At 66.1% G+C, this 26,881-nt stretch carries 29 protein-coding genes; 11 read left to right on the top strand and 18 right to left on the bottom strand.

Annotation, left to right across the window (positions count from 1 at the left end; translation table 11 throughout):
* Window positions 1–4: 4 nt before the first annotated feature.
* Genes AC1DZY_RS04720 through AC1DZY_RS04705 form a run of 4 tightly spaced genes read left to right on the top strand, consistent with a single transcriptional unit; the run spans window position 5 to window position 3,782 of the window.
* Window positions 5–1,150, top strand: a complete 1,146-nt coding sequence (locus AC1DZY_RS04720; protein ID WP_476818920.1) for an ABC transporter permease — start codon at window positions 5–7, stop codon at window positions 1,148–1,150.
* Window positions 1,151–1,166: 16 nt separating this feature from the next.
* Window positions 1,167–2,018 (top strand): ABC transporter ATP-binding protein, encoded by an 852-nt coding sequence (locus AC1DZY_RS04715; RefSeq protein WP_476818919.1) that lies wholly within the window; start codon window positions 1,167–1,169, stop codon window positions 2,016–2,018.
* Window positions 2,019–2,029: 11 nt separating this feature from the next.
* On the top strand, window positions 2,030–3,172 hold the full coding sequence (locus tag AC1DZY_RS04710; RefSeq protein WP_476818918.1) for an MlaD family protein: 1,143 nt from the start codon (window positions 2,030–2,032) through the stop codon (window positions 3,170–3,172).
* A 4-nt stretch (window positions 3,173–3,176) separates the two neighbouring features.
* Window positions 3,177–3,782 (top strand): ABC-type transport auxiliary lipoprotein family protein, encoded by a 606-nt coding sequence (locus AC1DZY_RS04705; protein WP_476818917.1) that lies wholly within the window; start codon window positions 3,177–3,179, stop codon window positions 3,780–3,782.
* Between the two features lie 27 nt (window positions 3,783–3,809).
* Here the strand turns inward: AC1DZY_RS04705 and arsC are convergent, their stop codons facing one another.
* Genes arsC through AC1DZY_RS04690 form a run of 3 tightly spaced genes read right to left on the bottom strand, consistent with a single transcriptional unit; the run spans window position 3,810 to window position 5,274 of the window.
* A complete protein-coding gene (gene arsC, locus AC1DZY_RS04700; RefSeq protein ID WP_476818916.1) occupies window positions 3,810–4,232 on the bottom strand; it encodes an arsenate reductase (glutaredoxin) in 423 nt (140 codons plus the stop codon).
* Window positions 4,232–4,927: an aquaporin gene (locus AC1DZY_RS04695; RefSeq protein WP_476818915.1), complete on the bottom strand. Its 696-nt coding sequence runs from the start codon at window positions 4,925–4,927 to the stop codon at window positions 4,232–4,234. The genes arsC and AC1DZY_RS04695 overlap by 1 nt, the downstream gene beginning before the upstream one ends.
* Window positions 4,924–5,274 (bottom strand): ArsR/SmtB family transcription factor, encoded by a 351-nt coding sequence (locus tag AC1DZY_RS04690; protein ID WP_476819160.1) that lies wholly within the window; start codon window positions 5,272–5,274, stop codon window positions 4,924–4,926. The genes AC1DZY_RS04695 and AC1DZY_RS04690 overlap by 4 nt, the downstream gene beginning before the upstream one ends.
* A 159-nt stretch (window positions 5,275–5,433) precedes the next feature.
* Here AC1DZY_RS04690 and AC1DZY_RS04685 point away from each other — a divergent pair, with 159 nt between their 5' ends.
* Window positions 5,434–6,531, top strand: coding sequence for an omptin family outer membrane protease (locus tag AC1DZY_RS04685; RefSeq protein WP_476818914.1), 1,098 nt, complete (start codon window positions 5,434–5,436; stop codon window positions 6,529–6,531).
* A 102-nt stretch (window positions 6,532–6,633) separates the two neighbouring features.
* Here AC1DZY_RS04685 and AC1DZY_RS04680 read toward each other — a convergent pair whose 3' ends face one another.
* Window positions 6,634–12,312, bottom strand: coding sequence for an apolipoprotein A-IV repeat region-like domain-containing protein (locus AC1DZY_RS04680; protein WP_476818913.1), 5,679 nt, complete (start codon window positions 12,310–12,312; stop codon window positions 6,634–6,636).
* A gap of 264 nt (window positions 12,313–12,576) precedes the next feature.
* Between AC1DZY_RS04680 and AC1DZY_RS04675 the strand changes: the two genes are divergently transcribed.
* Window positions 12,577–12,915 carry an Hpt domain-containing protein gene (locus AC1DZY_RS04675; protein ID WP_476818912.1) on the top strand — a complete coding sequence of 113 codons (339 nt, stop codon included), beginning with the start codon at window positions 12,577–12,579 and terminating at the stop codon, window positions 12,913–12,915.
* 76 nt (window positions 12,916–12,991) lie between these two features.
* Window positions 12,992–13,312, top strand: a complete 321-nt coding sequence (locus tag AC1DZY_RS04670; protein ID WP_476819159.1) for a 2Fe-2S iron-sulfur cluster-binding protein — start codon at window positions 12,992–12,994, stop codon at window positions 13,310–13,312.
* An 18-nt stretch (window positions 13,313–13,330) separates the two neighbouring features.
* Here AC1DZY_RS04670 and AC1DZY_RS04665 read toward each other — a convergent pair whose 3' ends face one another.
* Window positions 13,331–14,569: an MFS transporter gene (locus AC1DZY_RS04665; RefSeq protein ID WP_476818911.1), complete on the bottom strand. Its 1,239-nt coding sequence runs from the start codon at window positions 14,567–14,569 to the stop codon at window positions 13,331–13,333.
* Window positions 14,570–14,770: 201 nt separating this feature from the next.
* Here AC1DZY_RS04665 and AC1DZY_RS04660 point away from each other — a divergent pair, with 201 nt between their 5' ends.
* Window positions 14,771–15,193, top strand: a complete 423-nt coding sequence (locus AC1DZY_RS04660) for a universal stress protein (protein ID WP_476818910.1) — start codon at window positions 14,771–14,773, stop codon at window positions 15,191–15,193.
* Here AC1DZY_RS04660 and AC1DZY_RS04655 read toward each other — a convergent pair.
* A complete protein-coding gene (locus AC1DZY_RS04655) occupies window positions 15,190–15,792 on the bottom strand; it encodes a hypothetical protein (RefSeq protein WP_476818909.1) in 603 nt (200 codons plus the stop codon). The two genes, AC1DZY_RS04660 and AC1DZY_RS04655, sit on opposite strands and share 4 nt — an antisense overlap.
* Window positions 15,793–15,882: 90 nt before the next feature.
* Here AC1DZY_RS04655 and AC1DZY_RS04650 point away from each other — a divergent pair, with 90 nt between their 5' ends.
* Entirely contained in the window at window positions 15,883–16,269 is a 387-nt protein-coding gene (locus AC1DZY_RS04650) for a nuclear transport factor 2 family protein (RefSeq protein WP_476818908.1), read from the top strand.
* 73 nt (window positions 16,270–16,342) lie between these two features.
* On the opposite strand, the gene AC1DZY_RS04645 is transcribed toward AC1DZY_RS04650, so the two are convergent.
* The 4 genes from AC1DZY_RS04645 to AC1DZY_RS04630 all read right to left on the bottom strand — a co-directional run bounded on the left by AC1DZY_RS04645 (window position 16,343) and on the right by AC1DZY_RS04630 (window position 18,572).
* The gene (locus AC1DZY_RS04645; protein ID WP_476818907.1) at window positions 16,343–16,615 is read right to left on the bottom strand and encodes a BrnA antitoxin family protein; all 273 of its coding nucleotides are present in this window, start codon (window positions 16,613–16,615) and stop codon (window positions 16,343–16,345) included.
* Window positions 16,599–16,901 carry a BrnT family toxin gene (locus AC1DZY_RS04640; protein WP_476818906.1) on the bottom strand — a complete coding sequence of 101 codons (303 nt, stop codon included), beginning with the start codon at window positions 16,899–16,901 and terminating at the stop codon, window positions 16,599–16,601. Before AC1DZY_RS04640 ends, AC1DZY_RS04645 begins: the two co-directional genes overlap by 17 nt.
* A gap of 73 nt (window positions 16,902–16,974) precedes the next feature.
* A complete protein-coding gene (locus AC1DZY_RS04635) occupies window positions 16,975–18,150 on the bottom strand; it encodes a vWA domain-containing protein (protein ID WP_476818905.1) in 1,176 nt (391 codons plus the stop codon).
* Window positions 18,151–18,263: 113 nt separating this feature from the next.
* Window positions 18,264–18,572: an HU family DNA-binding protein gene (locus tag AC1DZY_RS04630; RefSeq protein WP_476818904.1), complete on the bottom strand. Its 309-nt coding sequence runs from the start codon at window positions 18,570–18,572 to the stop codon at window positions 18,264–18,266.
* A gap of 257 nt (window positions 18,573–18,829) precedes the next feature.
* Between AC1DZY_RS04630 and AC1DZY_RS04625 the strand changes: the two genes are divergently transcribed.
* On the top strand, window positions 18,830–20,074 hold the full coding sequence (locus tag AC1DZY_RS04625) for a flavin-dependent oxidoreductase (protein WP_476818903.1): 1,245 nt from the start codon (window positions 18,830–18,832) through the stop codon (window positions 20,072–20,074).
* A 6-nt stretch (window positions 20,075–20,080) separates the two neighbouring features.
* On the opposite strand, the gene AC1DZY_RS04620 is transcribed toward AC1DZY_RS04625, so the two are convergent.
* Together AC1DZY_RS04620 and AC1DZY_RS04615 are read right to left on the bottom strand one after the other, a co-directional pair.
* Complete coding sequence (locus AC1DZY_RS04620; RefSeq protein ID WP_476818902.1) at window positions 20,081–20,569, bottom strand: PilZ domain-containing protein; 489 nt, start codon at window positions 20,567–20,569, stop codon at window positions 20,081–20,083.
* A 95-nt stretch (window positions 20,570–20,664) separates the two neighbouring features.
* Window positions 20,665–21,000: a PilZ domain-containing protein gene (locus tag AC1DZY_RS04615; protein WP_476818901.1), complete on the bottom strand. Its 336-nt coding sequence runs from the start codon at window positions 20,998–21,000 to the stop codon at window positions 20,665–20,667.
* Between the two features lie 247 nt (window positions 21,001–21,247).
* Here AC1DZY_RS04615 and AC1DZY_RS04610 point away from each other — a divergent pair, with 247 nt between their 5' ends.
* Window positions 21,248–21,610, top strand: coding sequence for a tudor domain-containing protein (locus AC1DZY_RS04610; RefSeq protein ID WP_476818900.1), 363 nt, complete (start codon window positions 21,248–21,250; stop codon window positions 21,608–21,610).
* A gap of 19 nt (window positions 21,611–21,629) precedes the next feature.
* Here AC1DZY_RS04610 and AC1DZY_RS04605 read toward each other — a convergent pair whose 3' ends face one another.
* From AC1DZY_RS04605 to AC1DZY_RS04580, 6 genes are all read right to left on the bottom strand, one after another.
* Complete coding sequence (locus AC1DZY_RS04605; RefSeq protein WP_476818899.1) at window positions 21,630–22,088, bottom strand: cupin domain-containing protein; 459 nt, start codon at window positions 22,086–22,088, stop codon at window positions 21,630–21,632.
* 16 nt (window positions 22,089–22,104) lie between these two features.
* Window positions 22,105–22,803 carry an ABC transporter ATP-binding protein gene (locus AC1DZY_RS04600; protein WP_476818898.1) on the bottom strand — a complete coding sequence of 233 codons (699 nt, stop codon included), beginning with the start codon at window positions 22,801–22,803 and terminating at the stop codon, window positions 22,105–22,107.
* Between the two features lie 2 nt (window positions 22,804–22,805).
* Window positions 22,806–23,555 (bottom strand): ABC transporter ATP-binding protein, encoded by a 750-nt coding sequence (locus AC1DZY_RS04595; RefSeq protein ID WP_476818897.1) that lies wholly within the window; start codon window positions 23,553–23,555, stop codon window positions 22,806–22,808.
* Window positions 23,548–24,537 carry a branched-chain amino acid ABC transporter permease gene (locus AC1DZY_RS04590; protein WP_476818896.1) on the bottom strand — a complete coding sequence of 330 codons (990 nt, stop codon included), beginning with the start codon at window positions 24,535–24,537 and terminating at the stop codon, window positions 23,548–23,550. The genes AC1DZY_RS04595 and AC1DZY_RS04590 overlap by 8 nt, the downstream gene beginning before the upstream one ends.
* Window positions 24,534–25,460: a branched-chain amino acid ABC transporter permease gene (locus AC1DZY_RS04585; protein WP_476818895.1), complete on the bottom strand. Its 927-nt coding sequence runs from the start codon at window positions 25,458–25,460 to the stop codon at window positions 24,534–24,536. Before AC1DZY_RS04585 ends, AC1DZY_RS04590 begins: the two co-directional genes overlap by 4 nt.
* Before the next feature lie 169 nt (window positions 25,461–25,629).
* Window positions 25,630–26,823 carry an ABC transporter substrate-binding protein gene (locus AC1DZY_RS04580; RefSeq protein ID WP_476818894.1) on the bottom strand — a complete coding sequence of 398 codons (1,194 nt, stop codon included), beginning with the start codon at window positions 26,821–26,823 and terminating at the stop codon, window positions 25,630–25,632.
* Window positions 26,824–26,881: the final 58 nt, after the last annotated feature.

The raw sequence follows: 26,881 nt of genomic DNA, 5'->3' as shown, positions 1-26,881 counted from the left end.
AACCATGGCGACCCTCGACACCGCCGAACCTCAAGCGGTCTTTCGCGACGACGCGGGCACGCTCTCCGTGGCGCTGGTCGGCTCGTGGAGTGCCGATCGCGCGCCGCGCGTCGAGGCGCTGATCGCCGAGATCGCCGAGCGCATCGGCAAGGGCGCATCGGCGCGTCTCGATCTTTCGGCCGTGACACGGCTCGACACGCTGGGCGCCTATGTCCTCAACCGCCTCAAGGCGCGTCAGGACGCCGATGGCGCGGCTGTCGAGATCGTCAGCAAGCAGCCGGAACATGCGGTGCTTCTGGCCGAGGTCACGGTGCGCGACCATGATCTGCCCACGCATCCCGGCCATTTCGGCGTTGTCAGCGTGCTGGTCGACATCGGCGCGTCGATCGTCAGCTTCGGGCGCGATATGGTGGCGGGCGCGATGTTTCTCGGCGAGGTCGTCGTCGGCTCGGCCGGCGTCGTGCTCGGTCCGCGCAAATTCCGCGGACCCTCGCTCGTCAACCAGATCGAGCTGATCGCCTTCAACGGCGCACCGATCATCATGCTGATCTCTTTCCTGGTCGGCTGCATCGTCGCCCAGCAGGGCATCTTCCAGCTCCAGCAATTCGGCGCGACCGCCTTCGTCGTGAACCTCACCGGCATCCTGATCCTGCGCGAACTCGCGGTGCTGCTGACCTCGATCATGATTGCCGGCCGCTCGGGCTCGGCCTTCACCGCCGAAATCGGCTCGATGAAGATGCGCGAGGAGATCGATGCGCTGCGCGTGATGGGTCTCGACCCGATCGAGGTACTGGTCGTGCCCCGCATCCTCGCGCTTGTCATATCCCTGCCGATCCTGACCTTCATCTCGGCAATGTCAGGCCTGACCGGGGCAGCGCTCGTCGCCTGGCTCTATGGCGGCATCGGCATTGACACCTTCCTGGCGCGGCTCCAGTCCGTCATCACCTGGAAGCATTTCGCCGTCGGCCTCATCAAAGCCCCTTTCATGGCCTTCGTCATCGGGCTGATCGCCTCGATCGAGGGGTTGGCGGTCAAGGGTTCGGCTGAATCGCTCGGGCGGCAGGTCACGGCCTCGGTGGTGAAGGCGATCTTCATGGTCATCGTGGTCGACGGTCTCTTCGCCATGTTTTTTGCATCCATCGCGTTTTGAGGATCGTAAGCCGACCATGAGCGAACAAGCGACCGAACCGCACGGTCACGCGCTTCGCAACGGCGCGGCCCCGGCGCGACATGACGCAGCCGATGATGGCGACGCCGTCATCCGCGTGCGCGATCTCAAGGTCGCGTTCGGCGACAAGGTCATCATGGAGGGGCTCGATCTCGACGTGATGCGCGGCGAGATCCTGGGCTTCGTCGGCGGTTCGGGGCAGGGCAAGTCGGTGCTGACGCGCACGATCCTCGGTCTCGTTCGCAAGACGCGCGGCACGATCGAGGTGCTGGGCGAGAATGTCGATGAACTTGATCTGGCCCGGCGGCGGGCGCTGGAACGACGCTTTGGCGTGATGTTCCAGCATGGCGCATTGTTTTCGGCCCTGACCGTGAAGCAGAACATCCAGGTGCCGATGCGCGAATACCTCAAGCTCTCCCCGGCGCTGCTCGACGAGATGGCGATGGTGAAGCTCGATCTCGTCGGCCTGAAGCCCGATGCCGCCGACAAGGCGCCCTCGGAACTCTCGGGCGGCATGATCAAGCGTGCGGCGCTCGCCCGCGCGCTGGCGCTCGATCCCGAAATCGTCTTCCTCGATGAGCCGACTTCGGGTCTCGACCCGATCGGCGCCGCCGAGTTCGACGAGCTGATCATGACCCTCAAGCAGACTTTGGGGCTGACCGTGTTCATGGTAACCCACGACCTCGACAGCCTCTATTCCGCTTGCGACCGCATCGCCGCGCTTGCGGACAAGCGGGTCATCGCGGTCGGGCCGCTCGCCACCATGCTGGCGTCGGACCATCCCTGGCTGAAATCTTATTTCGGTGGAGAGCGCGCGAAGGCGCGCCTGCCGTCGCCTGTACAGGGATAACGTTCGAGACGATGGAATCGCGTGCGAATTATGCGTTGGTCGGGTTGTTCACGCTTGCGGTCCTCGCGGCGGTGTTCGGCTTCGTCTACTGGTTCAACAGTGGCGCCGGCAGCCGCAAGATGGATGTCCGCGTGATCTTCAGCGGCACGGTGACCGGCCTCGGGCGCGGCTCCAGCGTGCTGTTCAACGGCCTGCGCGTCGGCGAGGTCACCACGATCCAGCTGCGCCCCGACGATCCGCGCCGCATCTACGCCGTGATCTCGGTCGACAACACCACCCCGTTGAAGCTCGACACGCGTGCGCGCATCGAGGCCCAGGGGCTGGCCGGCGTCGTCGCGGTCCAGCTGCTCGGCGGCGATCCGACATCGCCGCCGCTGGTGGCGCTGCAGGGCCAGGACCTGCCGACGATCATCGCCGAGCGGTCCGAGTTCCAGGACATTCTCGAGACGGTGCGCACCATCGCCAAGCGCGCCGACGAAGTGCTGACCAGCGTCGAGGGGCTGGTCAAGGACAATGCCGGCTCGATCGGCAACACCGTGCGCAACGTCGAGAAGTTTTCCGCCGCGCTCGGCGACAATTCCCAGAACGTCGACAAGCTGATGAAGAGCTTCGGCACGGTCGCCGACACCATCACGCCGGTCGCGCAGAAGCTCGGTACGCTCAGCGACGAGCTGACCGATGTCGTGCGCGCCATCGACGAGAAGAAGGTCGCCAGCATCGTCGACAATGTCGACCGCTTCACCGCCGCGCTCGGCAGTTCCAGCGGCGATGTCGGCAAGGCCGTCAAGGATGTCGCCTCGATCACCGACAAGCTCAACCGCGCCGCCGACCAGGTCGAGGGCGTGTTGAAAGCGGCGCAGACCTTCCTCAACACGGCCGCGGGCACGGAAGGCCGCAGCGCCTTCCAGGAGGTCGCGGACGCCGCGAAATCGATCCGCGTGCTGGCCGACAATCTCGACAAGCGCACCGCCGAGATCACCTCGGGCATCAACCGCTTCACCGGCCCGGGCCTGCGCGACATCGAGGCGCTGGCGAGCGAGGGCAAGAAGACCCTGACCGACATCAACCGCACCCTGCGCAATGTCGAGCGCAATCCCCAGCAGTTCATCTTCGGCGGCAAGCCGCCACTTCCCCAGTATGGCGGATCACGCTAGCCCCATGACGATATCGCTCTCGCCCGCGCGCTCCCGCGCAACCCGCATCCTCGGTGTCACCGCGCTGTTCGCCGCCTCGCTGCTGCTCGGCGGTTGCGGCGGCGGTGCGACGCCGACGACTTATGATCTGTCTGCTCCGCGCGATATCGGCCGCGTCGGCGGCGCGCGCTCGGCTCTGGTCGTGGCCGAGCCGACGACGGTGCAGGCGCTCGATTCCGATCGCGTCATCGTCAAGGATTCGTCGGGCGCGCTGTCGTTCGCAGGTGGCGCGCAATGGGCCGACCGCGTCCCCAAACTGGTGCAGACCCGGCTGATCCAGACCTTCGAGAATGGCGGAAGGCTTGCCTCGGTCGCGCGCCCGGGCGAGCGCATCGTGCCCGACAACCAACTCAACACCGATATCCGCAGCTTCAACATCGACACGGCCAGTGGCGCCGCCGTTGTCGAGATCACGGCCAAACTGGTCGGCGACCGCACCGGCAAGGTGCAGCGTGCGCGTGTGTTCTCCGCCCGCGTGCCCGCCAGCGCCGGCGATGGCGGTGTCGCGGCTCAGGCGCTCGACCGGGCGCTTTCGCAGGTGCTGATCGAGATTGTGCGCTGGGCGCGCTGAGAAAGGCCTTTTTGGCCCGCCACTGGATCAGGTCGCCCGATCTGTTCCCCGTGCGGCTATCGTCTCACCGTCTTCCTTGACGAAATCGCCGATATCCGGGTTTTCCAGAAGCGCGAGCACCGCTTCCGAGGGCCGGCAGAGCCGCGTGCCCTTGGGCGTTTCGACGATCGGCCGGTTGATCAGGATCGGGTTGGCGAGCATCGCGTCCAGCAACGCTTCATCGCCAAGTGTGGCGTCTCCCAGGCCGAGTTCGCCATAGGGCGTGCCCTTCTCGCGCAGCAGCCCGCGTACGCCGATGCCCATGGCCGCGATCAGGGCGGTGAGCCTCGCGCGGTCGGGCGGCGTTTTGAGATATTCAATGACGACCGGCTCAACGCCGCTCTGGCGGATCATGGCGAGGGTGTTGCGCGACGTGCCGCAATCGGGATTGTGGTAGATGGTGATGGTCATCACGGATCGTTCCTGTCATCGGGTTTGACGCTTGCATCGGGCGGGGGCTGAAGCCACGCCATCAAGGCGAGCGCGCACAGCGCTCCAGCGAGTTCAGCCACGACGAAGCCCGGCAGATCGACAAAACGGATGCCGGAGAAGCTGTTCGTGAACGCACGCGCCAAAGCTACGGCGGGATTGGCGAAGGAGGTCGACGCTGTGAACCAGTAGGCCGCCGCGATGTAGGCGGCGATGAGCCAGGCAGCATCCCTCAGGGCGAAGCGGCTGGCGGCCAGGACGGTTACCGCGAGCCCAAACGTCGCCACCCACTCGGAAAACCATTGCGCAGCGCCGCTGCGGACCTTGAGCGACGCCTGGATCACAGCCTGATCGAACATCAAATGGGCGGCCATCACGCCGACCAGGCCGCCCGCCACCTGGGCGAGGGCGTAGAGCGCTGCCTCTCGGATCGGCTGGTCGCCCTTGATCGCGAGCATCAGCGACACGGCCGGGTTGAAGTGCGCGCCTGATACGGGTCCGAGAACGGTGATCAGAACCGCCAGCATCGCAGCGGTTGCCACCGCGTTGCAAAGCAGCGCCAGCGCGATGTCCTGCGTCAGCGACGAGGCCATGATCCCCGAGCCGACGACCGTCGCGACCAGGAAGGTCGTGCCGAGGGCTTCGGCGGCGAGCCGTTGCGTCAGCCGGCCGGTCATGGCGCGTCCGCCACGCAGCATTCCGCCAGCGCCGCCATGGCCGGGTCGCAGATTTCCGGCCGGCCCTGGCAGCAATCGCGCATCAGGAATGCGACAAGGCCCGACAGCGCCGTAAAATCCGCGCTGTAGATGATCGAGCGCGCCTCGCGGCGCGAGCGCACCAGGCCCGCCTGCTCGAGGTGGGTAAGGTGAAACGACAGGCGCGACGACGATGCGCCGACCGATTCGCCGATTGAGCCCGCGGCGAGCCCATCCGGGCCGACTGTCACTAAAAGGCGGATGATGCGCAGGCGCGTGTCCTGCGACATGGCGGCGAAGGCTGCCAGAGCCTGTGTTTCGGTGTTCATCATCTCAATCTCTCAAGAGATATTGAGATATTACTATGTTAGATTGAGCGGGAGCGCCAGTGCCGTCCTTGCAGATTTCGGCCGCTATGAATCTCGTGGCTTTGACGAGGTCGATGGTCGCTCGGCGGGGCCGAGATCATCGCTTAGCGGCGAACCGCGATGCTTTTACGCCGGATCGGAATGCCTCACAGCATACGGCTCAGCGCCAGCTGGCCCGCCAGCTCTGACAACGTGGTTAACCATGCGTTGATGATCCACGCATCTACTACCTCCGATTGGAGGCGGACCATGATTCGTGGATTTGGACACGTTGTAGCGACATCCTGCTTTGCTCTGCTGTCGAGCATGGCGTTGGCGCAGAACTCCGACGTCGGGCTGATGGAAAGCCCCGGCAAAGGCGAAACGATCGCCGTGACCCCGTTCGTGGGCTATCTGCGCAGCTTCGCGACCGAGAGCGTTTATGATTCCGGCAAACGAGGAAACAAAATCAGCCAGCTCGACTGGAAGGCCGAGGCCGTCACGCTGGGCGGCCGCGCTGCCGTGCAGCCCTTCGATGGCCTGACGCTGCGCGGCACGATCTGGGCTGCCGTGTCATCCGAAGCTGATATGCGCGATCGCGATTGGCTGTTCGGCTATCAGGGCGACAATTCCTGGAGCCACCAGTCGATTCACCCCGACACGCGTGTGCCGAAGGCCTGGCAAGCCGATGTCAGCGCAGCCTATACGATGACGAAATTCGGCGATGTCGCCGTCGCGGGATTGGCGGGCTTCCGGCATTACGACGTGAAATACCGTGCCAATGGCGGCAGCTACGTCTATTCCGTGAATGGTTTCCGCGACACGGCCGGTACGTTCGATCCGGCCAGACTGGCGATTTCCTATCGGCAGCAGTGGGACACGCCCTACCTCGGGATTGGAGCCTATTATCGCGGGGAAACCCTGTCGGTTGCGGCTGAGATCTACGGCAGCCCGGCCAGCTACGGGCGCGACCGGGACTACCATGCCCTGCGCTATACGCTCTTCACCGAAACGTTCGAGCCCGCTGCAATGATCGGTGCGAGCTTCGGTGTCGACTACCGGCTCACCTCCGTGCTCTCGCTTACCGGGCGCGTCGATTACACCAAATACGTCGAAGCGAGAGGCGGCACCAAAATTTACGACGGCACGACAGGTCAGGCCATCCGGATCCCCAAGCCCGGAGCCGGCGCCGACGCCGAGACGCTCAACGTCTCATTGGGCGTGAAGGGGAAGATTTGAGCCAACTGTGCTGTCCGGCCCGCGCGCGTTTTCACGCGTGCGAATCAAGGGAACAATGCAGCCCCACGGGCGTCCTATCGTAGATCGCCTGACCAGTAACGTTTACTCGAAGCGCCCGCTCGCGTGGGCCAGCATGGTGTAGACCTTGCCGGTTTCCGAGGTGAGGTAGGTCTTGGCCACGATCGAGTCGCGGTCGTCCTTGGCGGCTTCACCGAGCAGGCGCTCGAACTCGTCGATATAGCGGTCGACCGTCTCCTTGAACTCGGCGTCGCGGCGGTATTTGCGCCGGATCTCGTCGAAGGTCTGCTGGCCCTGCAGCGTGTAGAGCCGGCGGGTGAAGACGTTGCGCTCGCCGCGCTTGTAGCGGTCCCAGAGCTCGACGGCCGCCTCATGGTCGATCATCCGGGCGATGTCGACGGAGAGCGAATCGAGCTTCTCGATCGAATGCGCGGTCGGCTTGGCCACCTCGGCTGCGCGCTCGTCTCGCGAGGCGCGATTGAGCAGGTCCGACAGCCAGCCGGCCTTGGCGGGCTGCTGCGGCTCGGGCGAGGGCGCGCGCCGCGGCATCTCCGGCGGCGTCGGGCGCGGGGCGGGAGTCAGCATGGGCCTGGCCTCGATCCGCGGCGCCTCGCTGCGGGGCTCGCTTCGCGCAGGTTCCGGCGTCGCATCGATCGAGGGCCGCAGCAGCGGCTCGCTGCTGGTCGAAGGCATGCGGGCCTGTGTGACGGTGGTGTAGGCGGGGACCGAAGGCAGCGCGGCGGGCAGGGGCGCTGGGGCGGCGCGACGCGGCTGATTGTCCGACGGCTGGGCGACGTCGCTGCGCCGGCCCGATTTGGTGACGATCTCGGTCAGCTCGTTCAGCGCCTTGATCTGCTCGGAAACGACGCGGCGCATCGCGGCGGTCGATTCCTGCGTCTCGCGCGGCAGTTCGAGCACGCCGCGCTTGAGTTCGGCGCGCGTCGCCTCCAGCTCACGCTGGATCTCGGTCCTGACCGCGCGCATGTCCTGCGCCGCGAGCTGGAAGCGCTCGGTGACCTTGGCGAGTTCGCCGCCAACCTCGCTGGTGACCTGCTCATAGGCCGAGCGCAGCGCCTGCGCCGTGCGCTCGCGCTCCTTGCCGGTCGTCGCGCGGATCAACTCGAACTGCTGGGTGATCGCATTGGTCGAAGCCTCGGCGGAATCCGCCAGAACCCCGCCGATCTGGCGCGCGCGCGCCTCGGCCGTGGTCAGCGAATCGTCGATCAGCGCCGCAAAGGAGCGCGTGATCGCTTCTACGTCGTCGGTCCGGTTCGCGATCAGCCCGTGCAGATCCTCGAGCGTATCCTTGCGTTCGGCGAGCGCTTTGCCGACCCGTGCCTCGACCTGCTCCAGCCGTGTTGCGACGGCGTGCAGGGCCGAAGTGCTGGCCTGCGTCGCCTCGCTGAGCGAGGCGCCCCGCTCGTCGAGCTGGCCGACGAGCGCGGTCGTCTCGCGCAGCGTTCCCTCGGAGAAGGATTTCAGTTCCGCGACCTGGGTCGCGACCTGCTGGGATGCACGTCCGGTCTCGTCCATCACAGTGGCGATCACGGTCTGCAGTTCGCCGACGCGGCTCGATAGTCCGTACTCGATGGCGGAGAGGTTCTTGTTCGCGCCGTTGACGATCTGCTGCATCAGCTTGTTGGCTTCGCCGAGGCGGCCCAGCATGCCGCCGAGTTCGCCGCGCAGCTGCTCGTTGGTGCTGACCAGCGCATCGACGGACTGGCGCGTACCCGATTCCAGCGTCTCGCGCAGGCCGCTCGACGAGGTGTCGAGTGCGGTGGTGATCTCGGCGCCGCGCGTGCGCAGCCCGTCGATCATGGCCGAGCCACGGCTTTCGATGGCGCGCACCACGGTCTGGCCGACGGTCGCAACCTCGCTGGCGATGGCCTCGCCGCGCTGGTTCAGCGCACCGACCACGCCGCCGCCGGTCTCGTCGAACAGAATGCGCAGTTCGTCGGCGCGGGCGCCGAGCGCGGCCGTGATCTCGTCGGATTTCGTCTGCAACGTGTCGGCGAACTCCTGGCTGCGCGTGTCGAGCGCACCCGAAACCGAGTCGAGCCGGTTGACGACGCGCTCCTCGAAGCGCGCCACGCTCTGGTCGAGCGTGTCGGCGATCTGCAGTGCGCGTCCGCCGAGCGTCGTGTTGATGGCGTCGGCCTTGTCGCCCAGCATGCGGGTCAGCGACTCGCTCTTGGAGGTGACGACCTCGCCGATCTCGTCGGCCTTGGCGGCGAGCGCGCGGGTGACCTCGCGGCCGCCCTCGGCCAGCACGCGGGCGATATCGACCGTGCGCTCGACCAGGGCTTCGTTCAGCGCGGTCGCCCGCGAGCCGAGGCTGCCGTCGATGCGCGCGATCAGCCCGTCGAGCGACTGGCCGATCTCGGCGCTCTTGGCGCTGGAACGGTCCTCGAAGACCCTGATCTGGCTCTCCATGGCCGCAGCGGCGTCGGCCGTGCGCGTCGACAGGATTTCTGCGGCCTCGACCGCGCGCTCGCCGACCTTGTCGGCCAGCGCCTGGCCGCCATCGCCAAGCAGCCGCTCGACCTGGGCAAGCCGCGTCGTGACGGTGTCGGTGAAGCCGCGCGCGTTCTCCGCGACGCGCGTCGCCAGCGCGCCGCCCTGGTTGAGCAGGATGTCCTCGAACGCGGCCAGCCTTGCGCCGAGCCCGCTTTCGATCTCGCGGCCCTGCGTGTCGAACAGCTTGACCAGTGCATCGTGCTTGCCTGCGAGAGCCTCGTTCAGCGCCAGCGAACGGCTTTCGACCGAGCGCAGCAGCGACTCGGCGTTCGCGGCCAGCGCCTCGTTGACGCGCCCGCCCTGCTGGGTGAGAGCCAGCACGATCTCGCGGCCGGTGCCGGCGAGCAGCACGCGGGCGTCCTCGGCATGGATGGTGAAGGTCTCGCGCAGGCCTTGCGTCGCTTCCGTGACGCGGTCGGCGATGCCGCGGCCGTCGACGTTGATGGTCTCGGTGAGCGCGCGGGTGGCTTCGGTCATCCGCCGGGCCAGATCCTCGCTCTGCTCGCCGAGCAGGCCATGGACCTCGCGGCCGGTGCTGACGAGGTCGCGAACCATGGTCTCACGCTGGCTGCCGAGCAGCGAGCCGACCTGTTCGCCGGTTTCGCTGAGGCGCGTCAGGAAGTCGTTATGCTGCTGGTCGAGTGCGTTGCGCGCGCTTTCGGCGGCTTCAGTGACGCGGCCGGCGAGCGCCAGGCCCTGCGCGTCGAACTGGCGGTTCATCGCCTCGCCGGTTTCGCCGAGGCGCGTGATCAGCGCGCTGCTGCGTTCGGCGAGCACGCCGTGCACGGAGCGGCCGACATCGGCGATCCGTCCAACCAGCGCCTGGCTTTCGTTGCCAAGCAGATCCTTGAGTTCGAGGCCGGCCTGCGACACCTGCACGGTCATCGCGCCGGCCTGCTCCTCGAGCAGGGCGCCGACGCGGACGCCGGTGTCCGAAAGTCCGGCAAGCAGCGCCTCGCGCTGGGTCGTGATCAGTCTCTCGACCTGCTCGCCCGCCTGTCCGAGGCGCGAGACAAGGTCGTCGCTCTGCCGCCCGAGCATGAGGTCGACATCCCGGCCGGCTGTCGAGACCATCGAGACGAGGCTGGCGCTCTGGCTCGCAAGCAGGGCCGCGGCCTCGCTGGCGACGCCGGAGACGCGCGAGACCAGCGTGTCGCTGTGTCCGTCGAGCAGCGCGGTCACATCCGAGCCGGCATTGGCGACGCGCGAGACCAGCGCCTCGCTGCGGTCGTCCAGAAGGGTGGTGAGTTGCGTTCCAGCGTCCGTGACACGCGAGACCAGCGTTTCGCTGCGGCTGTCCAGAAGCGTGGCCAGTTGTGTCCCGGCGTCCGTGACGCGCAACACCAGCGCGTCGCTTCGCCCGTCGAGCAACCCGGCAACGTCATTTCCTGCGCCGGAGACGCGGGCGACCAGCTTTTCGGCCTGGTCGTCGAGCAGGCCGTGCACGGTGTCGCCGGTCTCGGCAAGACGCGTCACCAGATTGCCGCCCTGTTCGCTGAACAGGCCGTGGATGGTGGTGCCGACCTCCGCGATCCGGGTCGTCAGCGTCTCGCCATGGCGGTCGACCGTGTCGCCGAGCGATTTGCCGGCATCGTCGACGCGCAGGATGATGGCGTCGCTGCGCTCGCGCAGCACATCGTCGACCGTCCGGGCGGTCTCGTTCAGGCGCGTGACCAGCGTGTCGCCCTGCGTACCGATCAGCGTATTGACGCTTTCTCCGACTTCGAGAAGGCGCGAGGCGATCGCCTCGTTCTGGCGATTGAGCAGTCCGTTGACGCCGCGGCCGACTTCGGCGAGGCGGGTGGTGACGCTTTCGCCCTCGCTCGATAGCGTGTTGCGCAGAGCTTCGCCGGTCTCGGTCAGGCGCGCGCCGATGGCGTCGCTCTGGCCTTCGATCAGAGCGACCATCGCACGGCTGGAGGTCTCGAAGCGCTCGACGACATCGGCGCCGCGCTCGGAGATTTCCTTGGCGAGGCCCTCGCCGGTCGCCCGCAGCGTCTCGTTGACGGTCTCGGCGCGCGACGCGAGCGTGTCGGCGACTTGCGTTCCGGTCTCGCTGATGGCGCGGGTTACGTCGCGCGCGCCGGTGGTCAGGCCTTCTGTCAGCACCGCGCCGGTCCGTTCGAGCGAGGCGGAAATCTCGCGGGCGCGCCCGTCAAGCAGGGTGGACAGGCTGTCGCTTGCGCCCGACAGGCGTTCGCCGACCTCGCCCGAGGTGATCTGCAGGCGTTCGACCAGTTCGTTGCCGCGTCCGCTGATCTCGTCGACCATGCGCTCGCCGGCGCGTCCGAGCGCCAGCGTGATCTGGTCGCCCTTTTCACCGAGCGAGCCGGTGACGCGGTCGCCGGCCTGGGTGACAGCCTCGGCGATGACGCGGCTGGCGTTGTCGAGGTCCTTGGACAGGCTCTCATGGGCGCCGCTGATCGCGAATTTGACGCGCTCGGCATTGCCGACAACGGCCTCGCGCTGCGTCACCAGTTCGTCGATCAGCGAACGCAGGCGGATCTCGTTGTCGGCATAGGCGCGCTCCAGCGTCGCGATCTCACCGCGCACGATGGTCTCGAGTTCGCCGGCGCGCGCCACCGCCCGTTCGATGCCGTCGCCCATGGCGGCGACTTCGCGGCGGATGGTCTGGCTCAGCGACAGCACGGAATCAGCCCCGACGATCTCTGGTTCGGCCAGCCTGAGCGCGACCTCGGTCATGGCGCGCGACACCAGGCGCATCTCCTGCGTGCGGCGATAGAGCGCCGCCAGAACGAAGAAGAAGGCGACAGGCGCGCCGGTGATCAGCGCCAGCAGCGTCCATTCGCCGATGCCGAAATTGGCCATGCCGTCCGGCAGGCCGGCGCTGAACGAGCCGAACCGGCTGGTCAGGACGAAGGCGGTGCCGCCGAGCCAGGCGAGCGAGGCGATGGCTGCAATCCAGTACGGCTTCAGCGATGGCCGGACCGAGAAGGCCTGAACCAGCGAACTGGAATCGCGGCGGTCGTCATTGGCGACGCGGCTGGCGTCGGGCGCGATCAGCGTGCGCGGGGCGGGCGCGGTAGCGGCAGGCTGTTCGGACTGCGCCGGCGTCTCGATGCGCGGCAGTTCGATCTTGAGATCGTTGTCGGTGGTCGTCGGCAGTTTCGGCTCGGAGGACGCGCCGGTCTCGGCGTCAGTTTTGGGCTGGTCCAGCCGCAATGCCTCTTCGATCGCCGACATCGCGGCCTCGGTCGGGTCCTGGAGCTTCTTTTGCCGGGTCATGCTAGCCGCCTCGCCACGCTACTTCGAAGGGCACCTGATCGCATCGCATCGTCGGGAGGGGCCGCCTCTGACCCCTGGCCGAACGGCCGACACTGCACCCATCGTTTACCAATTGGGAAGGGTAGTGGACGCATCCGGTGATGGAAACCCATTTGGCGGCCCGATTCACAAACGTCGTTAACGCCTCGTTCACCATGATGGCGCTTGTTAGAGCGTCGAAGGGCCGCCCGAGCGGGTCGCCAAACATTATCTTCCGAGCCTGAAATGCCCCAGACCGCCATCGATCTCGTCCATCTCGCCCGCCAGACCGGCGGCGACCAGGAACTCGAACGCGAACTCCTGACCCTGTTCTCGCAGCAATGCGTCCGCCATCTGCGCACCATCCATGCCGGCAAGGACGCCCAAACCCGGATGGACGCCGCCCATACGCTCAAAGGCGCGGCGCGTGCCGTCGGAGCCTGGCAGGTGGCCGACGCCGCCGACGTCATCGAGCAGCGTCTGGCGGAGGCCGACCCGCTGCGCGCCGAGAACGCGATGGATGCGCTGGCGCTTGCCGCCGCCGAGGCGCGGGCCGCGATCTCCAGGCTCGATTGCGCCGCCTGACGCTCGGAAAGTCCTTTCCTCGCGCGTTGGAAATGCTCTAAGCGGGGCGCGGAAAACGCGTCCGCCGGAGTTCATGATGCCCAAGATCACCTTCATCGACGCCCAGGGAACGAGCCGCACCGCCGAGGGCGAGACAGGTTCGACCGTGATGGAAGTCGCCGTCCGCAACGCCATTCCCGGAATCGAGGCGGAATGTGGCGGCGCCTGCGCCTGCGCGACCTGCCATGTCTATGTCGACGATGCCTGGGTCGCCAAAGCCGGTGGCCCGGAGTCGATGGAGGAGGACATGCTCGATTTCGCCTTCGACGTGCGCCCGACCTCGCGGCTCTCCTGCCAGATCAGGGTTCGCGACGATCTCGATGGTCTCGTCGTCCGCACGCCCGCCCGTCAGGGCTGATATCTTCGGGGAGGGGCGCTACTCGGCGGCCGCCGGAACGCCGGGAGCCATCACCGTCTCGTTGCCGGGCGACGGATGGCGCGGCACCAGGAAAGCCAGCGACAGCGAGACGCAGGCGACGCCCGCGCCGATATAGAACACGATCGCCGGATCGTAGAGCCAGATGATCCCGAACGTCACCGGCAGGAACACGGCCGCGATGTGGTTGATCGTGAAGGCGACGGCCGATGTCGGGGCGATGTCGGCGGGGTCGGCGATCTTCTGGAAATAGGTTCGCTGCGCCAGCATCAGCGTCGTGAAGATGCCGTCGACGACGAACAGTCCGCCGGCGACGAAATAGCCGGCTCCGGCGAAATGCTCCTGCGTCGCCAGGGCGTAGCCGACGAAGACCACGACCAGCGAAACATTCTCGATCTGGATCGTCGCGCGCTCGCCGATGCTTCCGACAAGCCTGCCGAGCAGCGGACCCATGAAGGTATTGATGCCATAGGTCGCCAGCAGCAGCGTCGCGGTGGCCGAGACGTCGTAGCCGAAGCGCTCGACCAGCAGGAAGCCGGCGAAGGCCATGAAGATCTGCCGGCGCGCGCCCGACATGAAGGTCAGCGCGTAATAGAGCCAGTAGCGCCTGCGCAGCACGAAGCCCTTGTTCTGCGGCACCGCGCCCTGGAAACGCGGAAACAGCAACCAGACCGCCAGCGCCAGTAGCGCCGTGATCGCGCCTGCGGTCACGAAGACGGCGATATAGCCCGGCTGAAAAACCCGCCAGACCACGGCGATCGTGCCGAAGGCTATGAGCTGCGCCACCGCCGATGCGCCGGCGATCTTGCCCAACAGCCTCGGCGCTTCCGATTTCGGCAGAAGTTGGAGCTGCAGCGATTGCTGCGACGTCTCGTAATAGTGGAAGCCGATCGACATCACCGTCGTGGTCAGAAGCAGGCCGCCAAGACTCGGATGGAAGCCGGTGATGGCGATGCCGATGCCCAGCGTCACCAGGCTGAGATAGGCCAGAATCTGCTCGCGCATGATCCAGAACAGGATGATGGCGGTGAAGGCGAGGAAGCCGGGGATTTCGCGCACCGACTGCAGGATGCCGATGTCCCGGCCGGTAAAGCCCGCAGCCTCCTTGGCGAAATTGTTGATCAGCGCGCTCCAGCTGGCGAAGCCGAGCCAGTTGACGAAGGCCAGTACCATCAGGAAAGCGGCGGGCGATTGCAGCAGAACCCGGAGGCCGCGCGGAGCAGGGGAGGCGTTGCTCATGGTTTACCGGGCAGGGAGGGCGGCGCTGGCCGTCGCCATGGACTTCACATCGCTGGCTCCGTGCGCGCATACTCTTAGGCGCGTGCGGGCCAGCGTCAAATTCGCAGGAGTCATGGCGTCCATGACTGGGTGCGATCGACGAAAGCGCCGCAGCGACGGTCGAAAAAACTCTGCAACGCGGCCAAATGCCGGGAGGATGCGATGTACAAATCGATTCTGGTCCCCGTCGATCTCGCCGAGGCCGATCTGGCCGAGCCCGCCATCAACGCGGCGGTCGCCTTCGCCGAAACCTCAGGCGGCACGGTCAGGCTGGTCTATGTCCGTTCGCTCGTGCCGATCACCTATATGGAGTTCGTCCCGGCCGATTTCGATTCCGAGCAGCAAAGCGATGCGGAGGGCAAGCTTGCCGCCATCGCCGCCGCGATCCCCCTCCCCACCGAGCGGGTCTCGGCCCGGGTGCTGGTCGGTTCGGTCCATGGTGAGGTGCTGGCCGAAGCGGAAGCGAGCGGGGCCGACCTGATCGTGATCGGCTCGCATGAGCCCGGCATGCTCGCCTACGTCATCGGCTCCAACGCCTCGACCATCGTGCGCCGGGCTAAATGTTCGGTACTGGTGGTGCGTTAGGCGCTTGTGCGTCCGGGCACGAGATCGTCGGGCACTTCGCCGGCCGCAAGGTCGCGCGGCTTGTTCAGGCGGATCATCGGCGCGATCTGCCAGAACGAGGCCGCAAGCAGCAGTCCCCCGAGCAGGACGACGCTGGTCGAGCCCTGCATCAGCGCGCGTAGGCTGAAATAGACCAGCATCAGCAGCGACAGCCCCCCCACGGCGGTCATGGCCAGCCAGAGCGCATAGGGCTTGCCGCCGAGGAAGCGGACACGCGGATTGGCCCGCACGATCGCCGCCGAGAGCGCTGCAACGAAGGCGTGATAGCCGGGGTCGTCGCGCTCCATGTCGGTCAGCGAGCGCCAGGACAGGTTGCCGAGCGTGATGACCTTGCCGTCGCTCAGCTGCAGCTGTGTCTTGAAACCCTTGGTCGAGATGTTGTTGGGCGCATAGAGAAAGCGAACCTGCTCGATCGCCGAGAGCCGGACCCGCTCGACCTTGCGCGTCGTGTCGATCTCCAGCGTTTCGCCATCGAGTTTGTAGGCGACCTCGAAACCGATCGGTTTCGGGCGCTGGCGCCAGGAGGGCAGGGGCGTGTCGTCTTCAGGAGGTCGCTGCATGCGGCAGCCTTAGCGGCTTGCCCGGTACTTGTCGCGGGCCGTGAAATCCGCGCTTCAGCGTGTCGCCAAGAGGGGGCCGACGAGACAGCCATGAGTGCGATGAACGATGCCGGCGAGGCCTTACTGACCTTGCTGAAGGCACAAGAAGATTATCTCCTCAGCGCGGATCATCGAGCCTCGCCCGAAAAGGTCGCTGCATTGCTGGCCGATGATTTCGTCGAATTCGCCCGATCCGGTGGCGTCTATGACCGCGACCAGACGATCGCCGCTCTCGCCTCGGAAACTGCGGGTTCTATTAGGCGGGCGTTTGATTTTCAGGTCAGCATGCTTGGCGATGCGGCCGCGCTTCTGACCTATCGGTCTTCACGGCAATCAGCGTCTGGTGCGCGGGAGCAGCACTCGCTGCGGAGCTCGATCTGGGTGCGAGTTCACGGGCACTGGCGGATGCGCTTCCACCAGGGCACGCCGATCCGCTAGCCGATCGGGCAATGGGCTGTCCGGGCTGATCAGCGGATTACCGAGCAGGCGTCGATGGCAGTTCGTGCCACATTCAGGTCTTGGAGCTTTCCATTTTTTCCGACAGCCAGACTTTGATCAGGGATTGATAAGGGACATCGCGTTTGTTGGCCGCGATCTTGATTCCTTCCAGAAGCGAGTTCGGCAGCCGGATCGAGATCGAGGTCGATGATGGCTTCAGATTTGGCAGCCTGACCGGCTTCGCCTTGCTCCAATCGATGTAGTCGGTCGAATCATGGGCTTCCCGGAAGGCGCGCTCTTCCGCCTCGCTTCGAAAGGTAGGCATAGGCTTAAGCGCTTTGGTCATAGATCACGCGCTCCTTACGGCTCATATCGCGGGCGGAAATCACTCTGATCAATGTCTCGTCGCCTCTCAGCGTGAAAGTGACCTGAAGACGTCGGCCGTCATTGGCGCGACCCAATGCATGCAGCCTGTTCTCGGCCAGGCTGTGGCGATCGTCCGACGCCAGCACGAGCGGCTCGTTGAAGAAAATCTGCTCGGCTTCGGATTGGCTGACATCATGGGCATCGGCGCTCTTGCGACTGTTTCCGTGGTCCCAATCAAATCCGGTGATGCGATCAAGATCGATCATGGATGTATATTCTCATAGTATACGCCTCGCAAGGCGATACGTCTCTGCGCCGACAGCCGGTCGCAATCCTGTCTCAGCGCGCCAGCACCTTCATCGCGCCGTCGAGTCCGTCGAGCGTCAGCGGGAACATCCGCCCGCCCATCAACCCGCCGATCTGGCGGATCGACTGGGTGTAGCTCCAGAGGTGCTGCTGCACCGGATTGAGCCAGACCGATTTCTGGAAGCGCCCGGTCAGCCGCTCCATCCAGACCGACCCGGCCTCCTCGTTCCAGTGCTCGACCGAGCCTCCGGCCATCGCGACCTCGTAAGGGCTCATCGAGGCGTCGCCGACGAAGACCACGCGATAATCGGCTGGGTAAGTGCGCAGGATGTCCCAGGTCGGGATGACCTGATCGTGTCGGCGGCGGTTCTCGCGCCAGACCCGCTCATAGGGGCAGTTATGGAAGTAGAAATGCTCGAAATGCTTGAACTCGGCCCGCGCCGCCGAGAACAGCTCCTCGGCCAGTTCGATATGCCAGTCCATCGAGCCGCCGACATCGAGGAACAGGAGCACCTTCACGGCATTGCGCCGCTCGGGCCGCAGCTTCACGTCGAGATAGCCGTGCCGCGCCGTCTCGGAGATGGTCGTGTCGAGGTCGAGTTCCTCGGCCGCGCCGGTGCGGGCGAATTTGCGCAGGCGGCGTAGCGCAATCCGCAGATTTCGGACGCCGAGTTCGCGGGTGTCGTCGAAATCCTTGAACTCGCGCTTGTCCCAGACCTTCACCGCGCGGAAATTGCGGTTCTTGTCCTGGCCGATACGGACGCCTTCGGGATTGTAGCCATGGGCGCCATAGGGCGAGGTCCCGGCGGTGCCGATCCATTTCGAGCCGCCCTGGTGGCGGCCTTTCTGCTCTTCCAGGCGCTGCTTCAACGTCTCCCAGAGCTTGTCCCAGCCGAGCGCCTCGATCTGGGCTTTTTCTTCCGGCGTCAGATATTTTTCGGCGAGCTTGCGCAGCCATTCCTCGGGAATGCCGGTCTGCTCGATCGCCTGGCCGAGCGTCTCCATGCCCTTGAAGACCTTGGCGAAGACGGTGTCGAAACGGTCGAGATGGCGCTCGTCTTTTACGAGGCAGGTGCGCGCCAGATAGTAGAACTCGTCGACGCGGTGCTCGGCGAGATCGGCCTCGACGCCTTCGAGCAGCGCGAGATATTCCCGCAGCGTGACGGGAACTTTGGCGGCTCGCAGGTCGGTGAAAAGGCGGAGGAACATCGCTCTACTGTGGCGCGTCCGCTCCGCCGGTCAAGCAGCACCGGCGCAAAGGCCAGATGCTGCTTGAAGGCGTGCTGCTTGAAAGCGGGCATCCCCGGTCAGGGGAGGCAGGATCAGGCGACGGCGTCGGCCAGATCCTTGGTGACCTTGAACTTGACGACGGTCTTGGCCGGAACCTTGATCATCGCGCCGGTCGAGGGGTTGCGGGCCTCGCGAGCCTCGCGCTTGGCGGCCGAGAGCTTGCCAACGCCGCCGAGCGTGACGTCGTCGCCGGACTTCAGTGTCTTGGCGACAACAGCGCCGAGCGAGGCGAGAACCGCCGAAACGTCGGTCTTGGCCTTGCCGGTCTCGTCGGCGATGGCGGCAATCAATTCATTCTTGGTCATGAAATCCTCCTTATGAAGGCTGTTGGATAGTAACACGCGACGATCAGGCGTTTCAGCTCTGCCGCATCTCCACAACCGCTGGTATCGCGGGAATGATTCGCGTGAACACGCCAAGTGGCACGGTTGTCGCGCAAACACGACCACCGTGGCCGTAGATACGCACAGAATTCAGCTTCGTTCCGTGCAGGCGCGCGGTAAAATGCCGTCTCCGCAGCGGCGCGGACGTGGCGATTGACAAAACGCGAGCAGTTATTTCAAGCTTAAAATAATTCGGCTGGAGTGGGATTGAGCGCATGAAGGTCATCATCGTCGGCGGCGGAATCGGGGGCCTGACGCTTGCCCTGATGCTGCATGCGCGCGGCATCGCGGCGACCGTCTACGAGCAATCAGGCGAGATCCGCGAGGTCGGCGTGGGCATCAACACGCTGCCGCATGCGATCAAGGAACTGGCCGATCTCGGGCTGCTGCCGGCTCTGGACGCGGTCGCGATCCGCACCCGCGAACTCGTCTACATGAACCGCTTCGGCCAGACCGTCTGGCGCGAGCCGCGCGGCATCCATGCCGGCCTGGCCGTGCCGCAATTCTCGATCCATCGCGGCCGCCTGCAGGGCGTGATCCGCGACGCGGTCGTCGCGCGGCTTGGGGCCGATGCGTTGCGCACCGGCCGCAGGCTGCTCGGGTTCTCGCAGGATGAGGGCGGCGTCACCGCTCATTTCAGCGATTCACGTCGCGGCGAGGCCGGCGAGACGGCGCGCGGCGACGTGCTGATCGCCGCCGATGGCATCCACTCGGCGGTGCGCAGTCACTTCTTTCCCGATCAGGGCCCGCCGCGCTGGAACGGCGTGCAGATGTGGCGCGGCGCCTGCGACTGGCCGAATTTCCTCGACGGCGAAAGCATGATCATCGCCGGCGGGATGAAGGGCAAACTGGTGTTGTACCCGATCGCGCCGGGCGCGACGCCGGGCACGCGGCTGACCAACTGGGTCGTCAACATCCGTACCGGCGATCCCGCGAAGCCGCCGCCGAAGGAGGCCTGGTCGAAGCCCGGCCGGCTCGAGGACGTGCTGCCCTTTGCGCGCCGCTTCACCATTCCCGGCGTCGATATCCTCGCGCTGATCCAGGCGACGCCGGGTTTCTGGGACTATCCGATGTGCGACCGCGACCCGCTGCCGCGCTGGACCCATGGCCGCGTCACGCTGCTCGGCGACGCCGCCCATCCGATGTATCCGGTCGGCTCGAACGGGGCCTCGCAGGCGATCCTCGATGCGCGCTGCCTCGCCGATCTGCTGCTGCGCGCCGACCATCCGCGCCAGGCGCTTGCCGCCTATGAGGCGGTCCGCCTCCCGGCGACCGCCGAGATCGTCGCGATGAACCGGCTCGGCGGCCCCGAGCGCGTCATCGACGCGGTCGAGGAACTCGCTCCCAACGGCTTCGACGATGTCGAGCGTGTCCTGAGCTACGCCAAACGCGAGGCGATCGCAAAGGCCTATGCCGGGAAGGCCGGCTTCTCGGCCGAGCAACTGGCGAAGCGCGGCTGAGCCGGCTCAGCCGGCTTCGGTGAGTTGCCGGATACGGCTCTTCAGACGGGCATTGTCCTGTTCGCAATGCTTCAGCCGGCGCGCCATGTCGAGCGGCACGACCTCGCCGGATGAGCCGCCCTGCGTCTCGAATACGATCCCGACAAGCTGCCCTTTGCGCCAGCAGACGCGGGCATTGTAGGAACGCTGGCGCTGCTGGATCTCCAGATCGAAGCCGCTCGGCAGCGCGACCGCGTCAGACAGCACCAGCAGTGCACCCGCGTCGGACATGTTGCGGACGAGACAGTCGAGCGTCGAGCGCTTCTGGTTGAAACTCACGACCCCGCCCAAAAGGGTGCGCGAACGCGGGGCTTTTCGACGTTCTTCGATCATTGTAAGGCCTGTTTGCCGCTCGTGCGTTGCAAATTGCAATCTGGAGGCGGTTATCGCCTGTTTCCGGAGAGGGCGCAGCCTTAAGCTTTCATCAAGGTTAACAGGTCGCAAACGCAGGATCATCGCCGCCGTTCGACGCGCGCGATGACCGGCGCATGCCCTGATTGCAGCGCGCGGACGTGAACGCCGGAGGTTCGATTCGGGACCGGACGGAGAGCTTATCCAGCGGCCTTGGCCAACCGTTCCGCCCTGAGCGCACGAGCCAGATCAAACGAAATCGGCTCCGGGGGAGCACTTTCCGCTTCGCTCATGAAGGCGACGCCGACATCGTCGCCATGGCGCCAGCACTGGCGGACGCGGACACTCTCGCCCCGGCTGGCGATATCGAGCTCGAAGGTCTTGGGTAAGGCGATCCAGTCGCTCATGCGCACCAGCGCGCCGGTCTCCGACCAGTTGCGCACGGTGCAGTCGAGCACCGACTGGCGTCCGTTGAAGACGACGCTCGCGCCCTGATAGATTCGGTTGCGCGGCGTTTGACGACGTTCGATCCTCATGGCGCGGCTCCCTGTCAGGCGTTCGAAGCGCGTTCTGCGTCTGTACGGCCTGTCTCAGGATGGCACGTCGGCCGCTCCCGCGCATCATGAAGCGTGGCTTAGCCTTAACGCCGGGGCAGCCGCTGGCCGAAGCCGACGCGACGATGTAGGTCTTGACCTGTCGTAACGGCAGCCTTCGCTCGCGCGAGCCGATCCGCGTCTTGCGTCATCGCAGCGATGAGCCGTCGACCGGCCAGGGGAGGCCACGATGAAAGCCTTGATGCTGATCGCAATCGTTCTCGGTGGCGTCTCCACCGCGCAGGCCCAAAACGCCGGCGACTGGGTGCTGGCCCGCTACAGGAACGGCAACTACTGGTTCCCGGGCGTGCTCCAGAGCGTGTCGGGCGATCGCCTGACCATCGCCTATGACGATGGCGACCGCGAAACCCTGCATGTCAGCGCCGTCAGGCCCTACAACTGGCGGATCGGCAGCCGCGTCCAGTGCAATTTCCGCGGCGGCGGCCAGTGGTATTCCGGCCGTATCAGCGCGCTCGGCGGCAGTTCGCTGTCGATCAACTATGACGACGGCGATTTCGAGCGGACGAGCACCGGCCGCTGTCGCTCGAGCTGAATGGCAGCATCGCCGGCTGTCACGCGCCTTCGGGCGGCGGCGGCAGGAAATCGACCTCGTGCCGGGCCGAGAGCGCCACGACCTCGGCCGGATTCTGCTGCGCCATCGAATGGATGCCCCAGAACAGATCGTAGAGCCGCCCCGTCGGCGCGACCCAAAACAGGCACTTCACCGTGGCGTCGCTCTTGTTGAACAGGCCGTGCGGCACATTGCGCGGCAGGCGCACGAGATCGCCGGCGGTCGCCACGCTCTCCTGACCGTCGAGCACGAGGTCGAGCCGGCCTTCGAGCATGTAGACGAACTCGTCCTGCGTCGGGTGGATATGCGGCGGCACGAAGGTGCCGGGCGGGAAGGTCGCATGCCAGGAAAACGAATCCTCGCTCAGCGACTTCGGCACATAGGTCTGGCCGAGGATGTTCCAGGAGATGGCGTCGAGGCCGTCATTGGCCTTGGTCACGCCGGCTGTCAGCGGCTTCATGGTCTCTGTCTCCCCTTTAGAAGTGCAGGAAGCGGTCTTTGACCGCGGTGTCGCTGCGCAGATCGTCGCTGTTGCCGCGCCAGACGACGCGGCCCTTTTCCAGCACGATATGCCGGTCGGCGAACTTCACCAGCGCATCGACGTTCTTGTCGATCACCAGAATGGATTCGCCCTCGGCCTTCAGCGCCGCCAGGCAGGACCAGATTTCCTGCCGGATGATCGGGGCCAGTCCCTCGGTCGCCTCGTCGAGGATGGTCAGCTTGGGGTTCGTCATCAGCGCGCGGCCGATCGCAAGCATCTGCTGTTCGCCGCCCGAGAGCTGGTTGCCGCGATTGGCGCGACGCTCCTTCAGGCGCGGAAAGAAATCGTAGATCCGCGCGATGTCCCAGCGGGGCTTGCCGAAGCGGCTGGCGGAGGTGGCGATCAGATTCTCCTCCACGCTCAGCGTCGGGAAGATCATCCGGCCCTCGGGAACGAGCCCGATACCGGCTTGCGCGATGCGGAAGGGAGCAGCGCCGGTCAGATCGGTCCCCGCCACGCTGATGCGTCCGGCCTTGGCGGGGATCAGCCCCATTATGGCGCGCACCGTCGTGGTTTTGCCCATGCCGTTGCGGCCGAGCAGCGTCACGACCTCACCTTGCCCGATCGCAAGATCGATCCCGAACAGGATCTGCGCCTCGCCATAGCCGGCATCCAGCCCCTCGACGGACAGCATGGTCAGCCCTCCTCGCCGAGATAAGCTTCGCGCACGGCGGGGTCTGCCCGCACCGTCGCCGGATCGCCCGACGCGATGACGCGGCCATAGACCAGCACGGTGACGGTGTCGGCGAGCGCGAAGACGGCCTCCATGTCGTGCTCGACCAGCAGCATCGCGTAACGGCCCTTGAGGCTCCTGAGCAGGCCGATCAGGCGCTCGCCCTCCTCGCGGCCGACGCCGGCCAGCGGTTCGTCGAGCAGGATCGCGGCCGGCTCCAGCGTCAGCGCCATGGCGATTTCGAGCGCGCGCTTCTCGCCATGCGAAAGCCGGCCGGCAAGTACATGAGCGCGCCCGGTCAGGCCGACGGATTCGAGCGCGGCCCAGGCCGGGCGGTTCAGCGCCTCGTCGCGGGCGGCGTTGCGGAAGAGCGCGAGCGGATGCTTCGCCCGCGCCTGCACGCTCAGCGCGACGTTCTCCAGAACCGAGAGCGAGGCGATCGTCGAGGTGATCTGGAAGGTCCGGGCAAGCCCTACGCTGGCGCGCTTCTCCGGTGTAAAGCGGGTGATATCCTCTCCGCGAAAGCTCACGCTGCCGGCGTCGGGCGTCAGCATGCCGGATATCTGATGCACGAGAGTGGTCTTGCCTGCGCCATTGGGGCCGATCAGCGCATGCAGTTCGCCGGGCGCGACCGACAATGTCACTCCATCGGTGACCTTCAGCGCGCCGAAGGCCTTGGCGAGGCGTGACAGCGCCAGCACCGGCTCAGTCATGGCGGCCGCCGAGCTTCGTCATGATGCCGACGATGCCGCCGCGCGTGAACAGCACGAACAGCACGATCATCGGCCCGAAGATCACGCGCCAGTGCTCGGTGAAGCCCGAAAGCACCTCCTCGGCGAAGAGATAGGCCAGCGCGCCGATGATTGCGCCGTGCAGGGAGCCGACGCCGCCGAGCACGACCATGAAGATCAGTTCGCCCGAGCGCTGCCAGGACATGAAGGCCGGGCTGACGAACTCGGTCTGGTTGGCGAGCAGGAAGCCCGACAACCCCGCGATCATGCCGGAGATGACATAGGCGAGCAGGCGGATGCGGCCGACATCGAAGCCCGTGACGGTGACGCGCGTCGCGTTCTCGCGCGCCGCCCGCAGCGCGCGGCCGAAGCGCGAAGCGACGATGACGCTGATCAGCGCATAGCAGGCGACGAGCATCGCCAGCACGACGTAATAGAAACTCGTGCGGGTGGCGAACACCTTGAAGCCGAGAAGAGTGCTGCGGTCGGCCAACGTCAGCCCGTCATCGCCGCCATAGGCCGAGAGCGCCTGCGCGAGGAAGAACGCCATCTGCCCGAAGGCGAGCGTGATCATGATGAAGGCGACGCCCTTGGTCCTGAGCGAGACCGCGCCCGTCACCGCCGCAAACAGCGCACACAGCGCCAGGATGGCTGGCAGCGCCAGCAGCGCCTCGACATGGCCCTCGGTGATCAGGATGCCGGTGACATAGGCGCCGATGCCGATGAAGGCGGCGTGGCCGAATGAGACCAGCCCGCCGACGCCCAGGATCAGGTCGAGCGAGAGCGCCGCGATGGCGAAGATCATCGCCCGCGTCACCAGCGTCAGCCAATGCGAGGGCAGCCCAAGCGAGGTCGCAAGCGGCATTGCCGCGAGCGCCAGGAACAGCGCGATCGCGATGACCGGCCTGCGGCGCGGCGGCGCGGCGGGCAGCGTCGCGTCGGTGAGGACAGGCGTCGCGCTCATGCCCGGCCCTTGGCCGGCAGCAGGCCCTCGGGCCGCACGAACAGCACCATCGCCATGACGAGGTAGATCAGCATGGAGGACAGCGCAGCGCCTGTCGCCCGGGCAGAGGGTGCGCTCATGAACAGGCGCAGCAGGTCGTTCATGAAGGAGCGGCCGAGCGTGTCGACGAGGCCGACGATCAGGGCCCCGACGAAGGCGCCCCGGATCGAGCCGATGCCGCCGACGACGATGACGACGAAAGCGAGGATCAAAACCGTGTCGCCCATGCCGGGTTCGACCGAAAGGATCGGCGCGGCCATCGCGCCGGCAAAACCCGCCAGCATCGTCCCGAAGGCGAAGACGATCATGAACAGCTTGCGAATGTCGACGCCGAGCGCCGAGACCATGGACGCGTTGGACGCGCCCGCCCGCAGCAGCATGCCGGTGCGGGTCTTCTCGACGATGAACCAGAGCAGGCCGCCGACAGCCAGCCCCGAGCCGATCAGCGCGAAGCGATAGACCGGGTAGAGGATGCCGTCCATCAGCGGAACCGAGCCGGACAGGAACACCGGAACCGGGACCGAGAGCGGGGCCGCGCCCCATATCATCTTGACGCCCTGGTTGAGCAGCAGGATCAGCCCGAAGGTCGCCAGCACCTGGTCGAGATGGTCGCGCTCATAGAGATGGCGGAAGACCAGGAATTCCAGCGCGAGCCCGATCAGAAGCGCCGCCGCCAGCGCCAGCGCCAGCCCCAGCACGAAATTGCCAGTCAGCCCGACGAAGGTCACGGMGAGATACGCCCCGAGCATGTACTGCACGCCATGGGCCAGGTTGATGAAGTCCATCACGCCGAACACGAGCGTCAGCCCCGCCGCGACCAGGAACAGCAGGATGCCGAACTGGAGCCCGTTGAGAACCTGGACGATGAGGAGGCTGGTGGTCATGAAACGGAGGGCTCGCTCTGCCTACGCGGCCACGCTCCGCCGTCATCCCGGACGCAGCGAAGCGGAGATCCGGGATCCATCCTAGAGCGCGGCGGTGCCTTACGATGGAACCCGGATCGGCGCGGCTTCCGCCGCTTGTCCGGGATGACGACGTCTTTGGAACGTGTCCTTATTTCAGCCCGCAATCCTTGGCGTGCGGATCGGCATAGTCCGTGAACACCTTCTGGGCGATCTCGGTCTGGAACTTGCCGTCGGCGCGCTTGGCGACCTTGACCAGGTAGAAGTCCTGGATCGGGAAGCCGTTGGTGTTGAACTTGAACTTGCCACGCAGCGAGGTGAAGTCGGCCTTCTTGATCGCGGCGCGCAGCTTGTCCTTGTCGCCCGTGCCGCCGGCGGCTTTGACGGCCGAGTCGATCAGCATTGCGGCGTCATAGGCCTGCTGGGCGTAGGAGCCGGGCACGATCTTGTAGGCCGCCTCATAGGCCGCGACGAAAGTCTTGGTCTGCGGGTTGTCCATGTTGGGGGCCCAGGTCATGCCGCCATACATGCCGACCGCCGCGTCCTGCTGCGCCGGCAGCGTCGATTCATCGACGGTGAAGGCCGAGAGGAACGGGATCTTGCCGGTTAGCCCTGCCTGCGACCACTGCTTGACGAAGTTGACGCCCAGCCCGCCCGGAAGGAAGGCGAAGACGACGTCCGGCTTGGCCGCGGCGATCTTGGCGAGGTCCGCCGAGAAATCGAGCGAGGTCAGCGGCGCATAGACCTCGTCGACGATTTCGCCCTTGAAGTAGTTCTTGAAGCCGGCGAGCGAATCCTTGCCGGCCTGGTAGTTCGGCGCGATGATATAGGCCTTCTTGTACCCCTGATCCTGCGCGTATTTGCCCAGCACCTCATGGACCTGATCGTTCTGGTAGGAGGTCACGAAGAAATTCTGGTTGCAGGCCTTGCCGGCCATGGTCGAGGGGCCGGCATTGGGCGAGATCAGGAAGGCGCCGGAATCCAGCACCGGCTTGGCGATCGCGCCGAGGATGTTGGAGAACACCGGCCCGACCACGAAATCGACCTTGCCGCTCTCGATGAACGTGCGGACCTTGCCGACCGCGACATCGGGCTTCAGCTCGTCGTCGATCACGGTGATCTGCACCGGCACGCCGCCGAGCTTGCCGCCGTTCTTGTCGACCGCGAGCTGGAAGCCGTCGCGGACCTGCTGTCCGAGCGCGGCGGCGGGGCCGGTCAGCACGGAGACGACGCCGATCTTCATCGGCTCCTGGGCCTGCGCGGCGGTCACGGCAGCGAGCGCGACGAGGCCCGCGCCGAGGCAAAGCGGGCTCGCGCCCAGCGAAAAGATGGATTTGGCTGTCATGTCATGTCCTCCCGGGACGAACGAGAAAGCGGTTGCGCGGCAGGGGTCCCTCAACCTC

It is taken from the genome of Allobosea sp. P2_A10, from assembly GCF_056405115.1.
The sequence above is the reverse complement of the archived record's forward strand: the minus strand, read 5'-3'. Positions and strand labels throughout refer to the sequence as shown.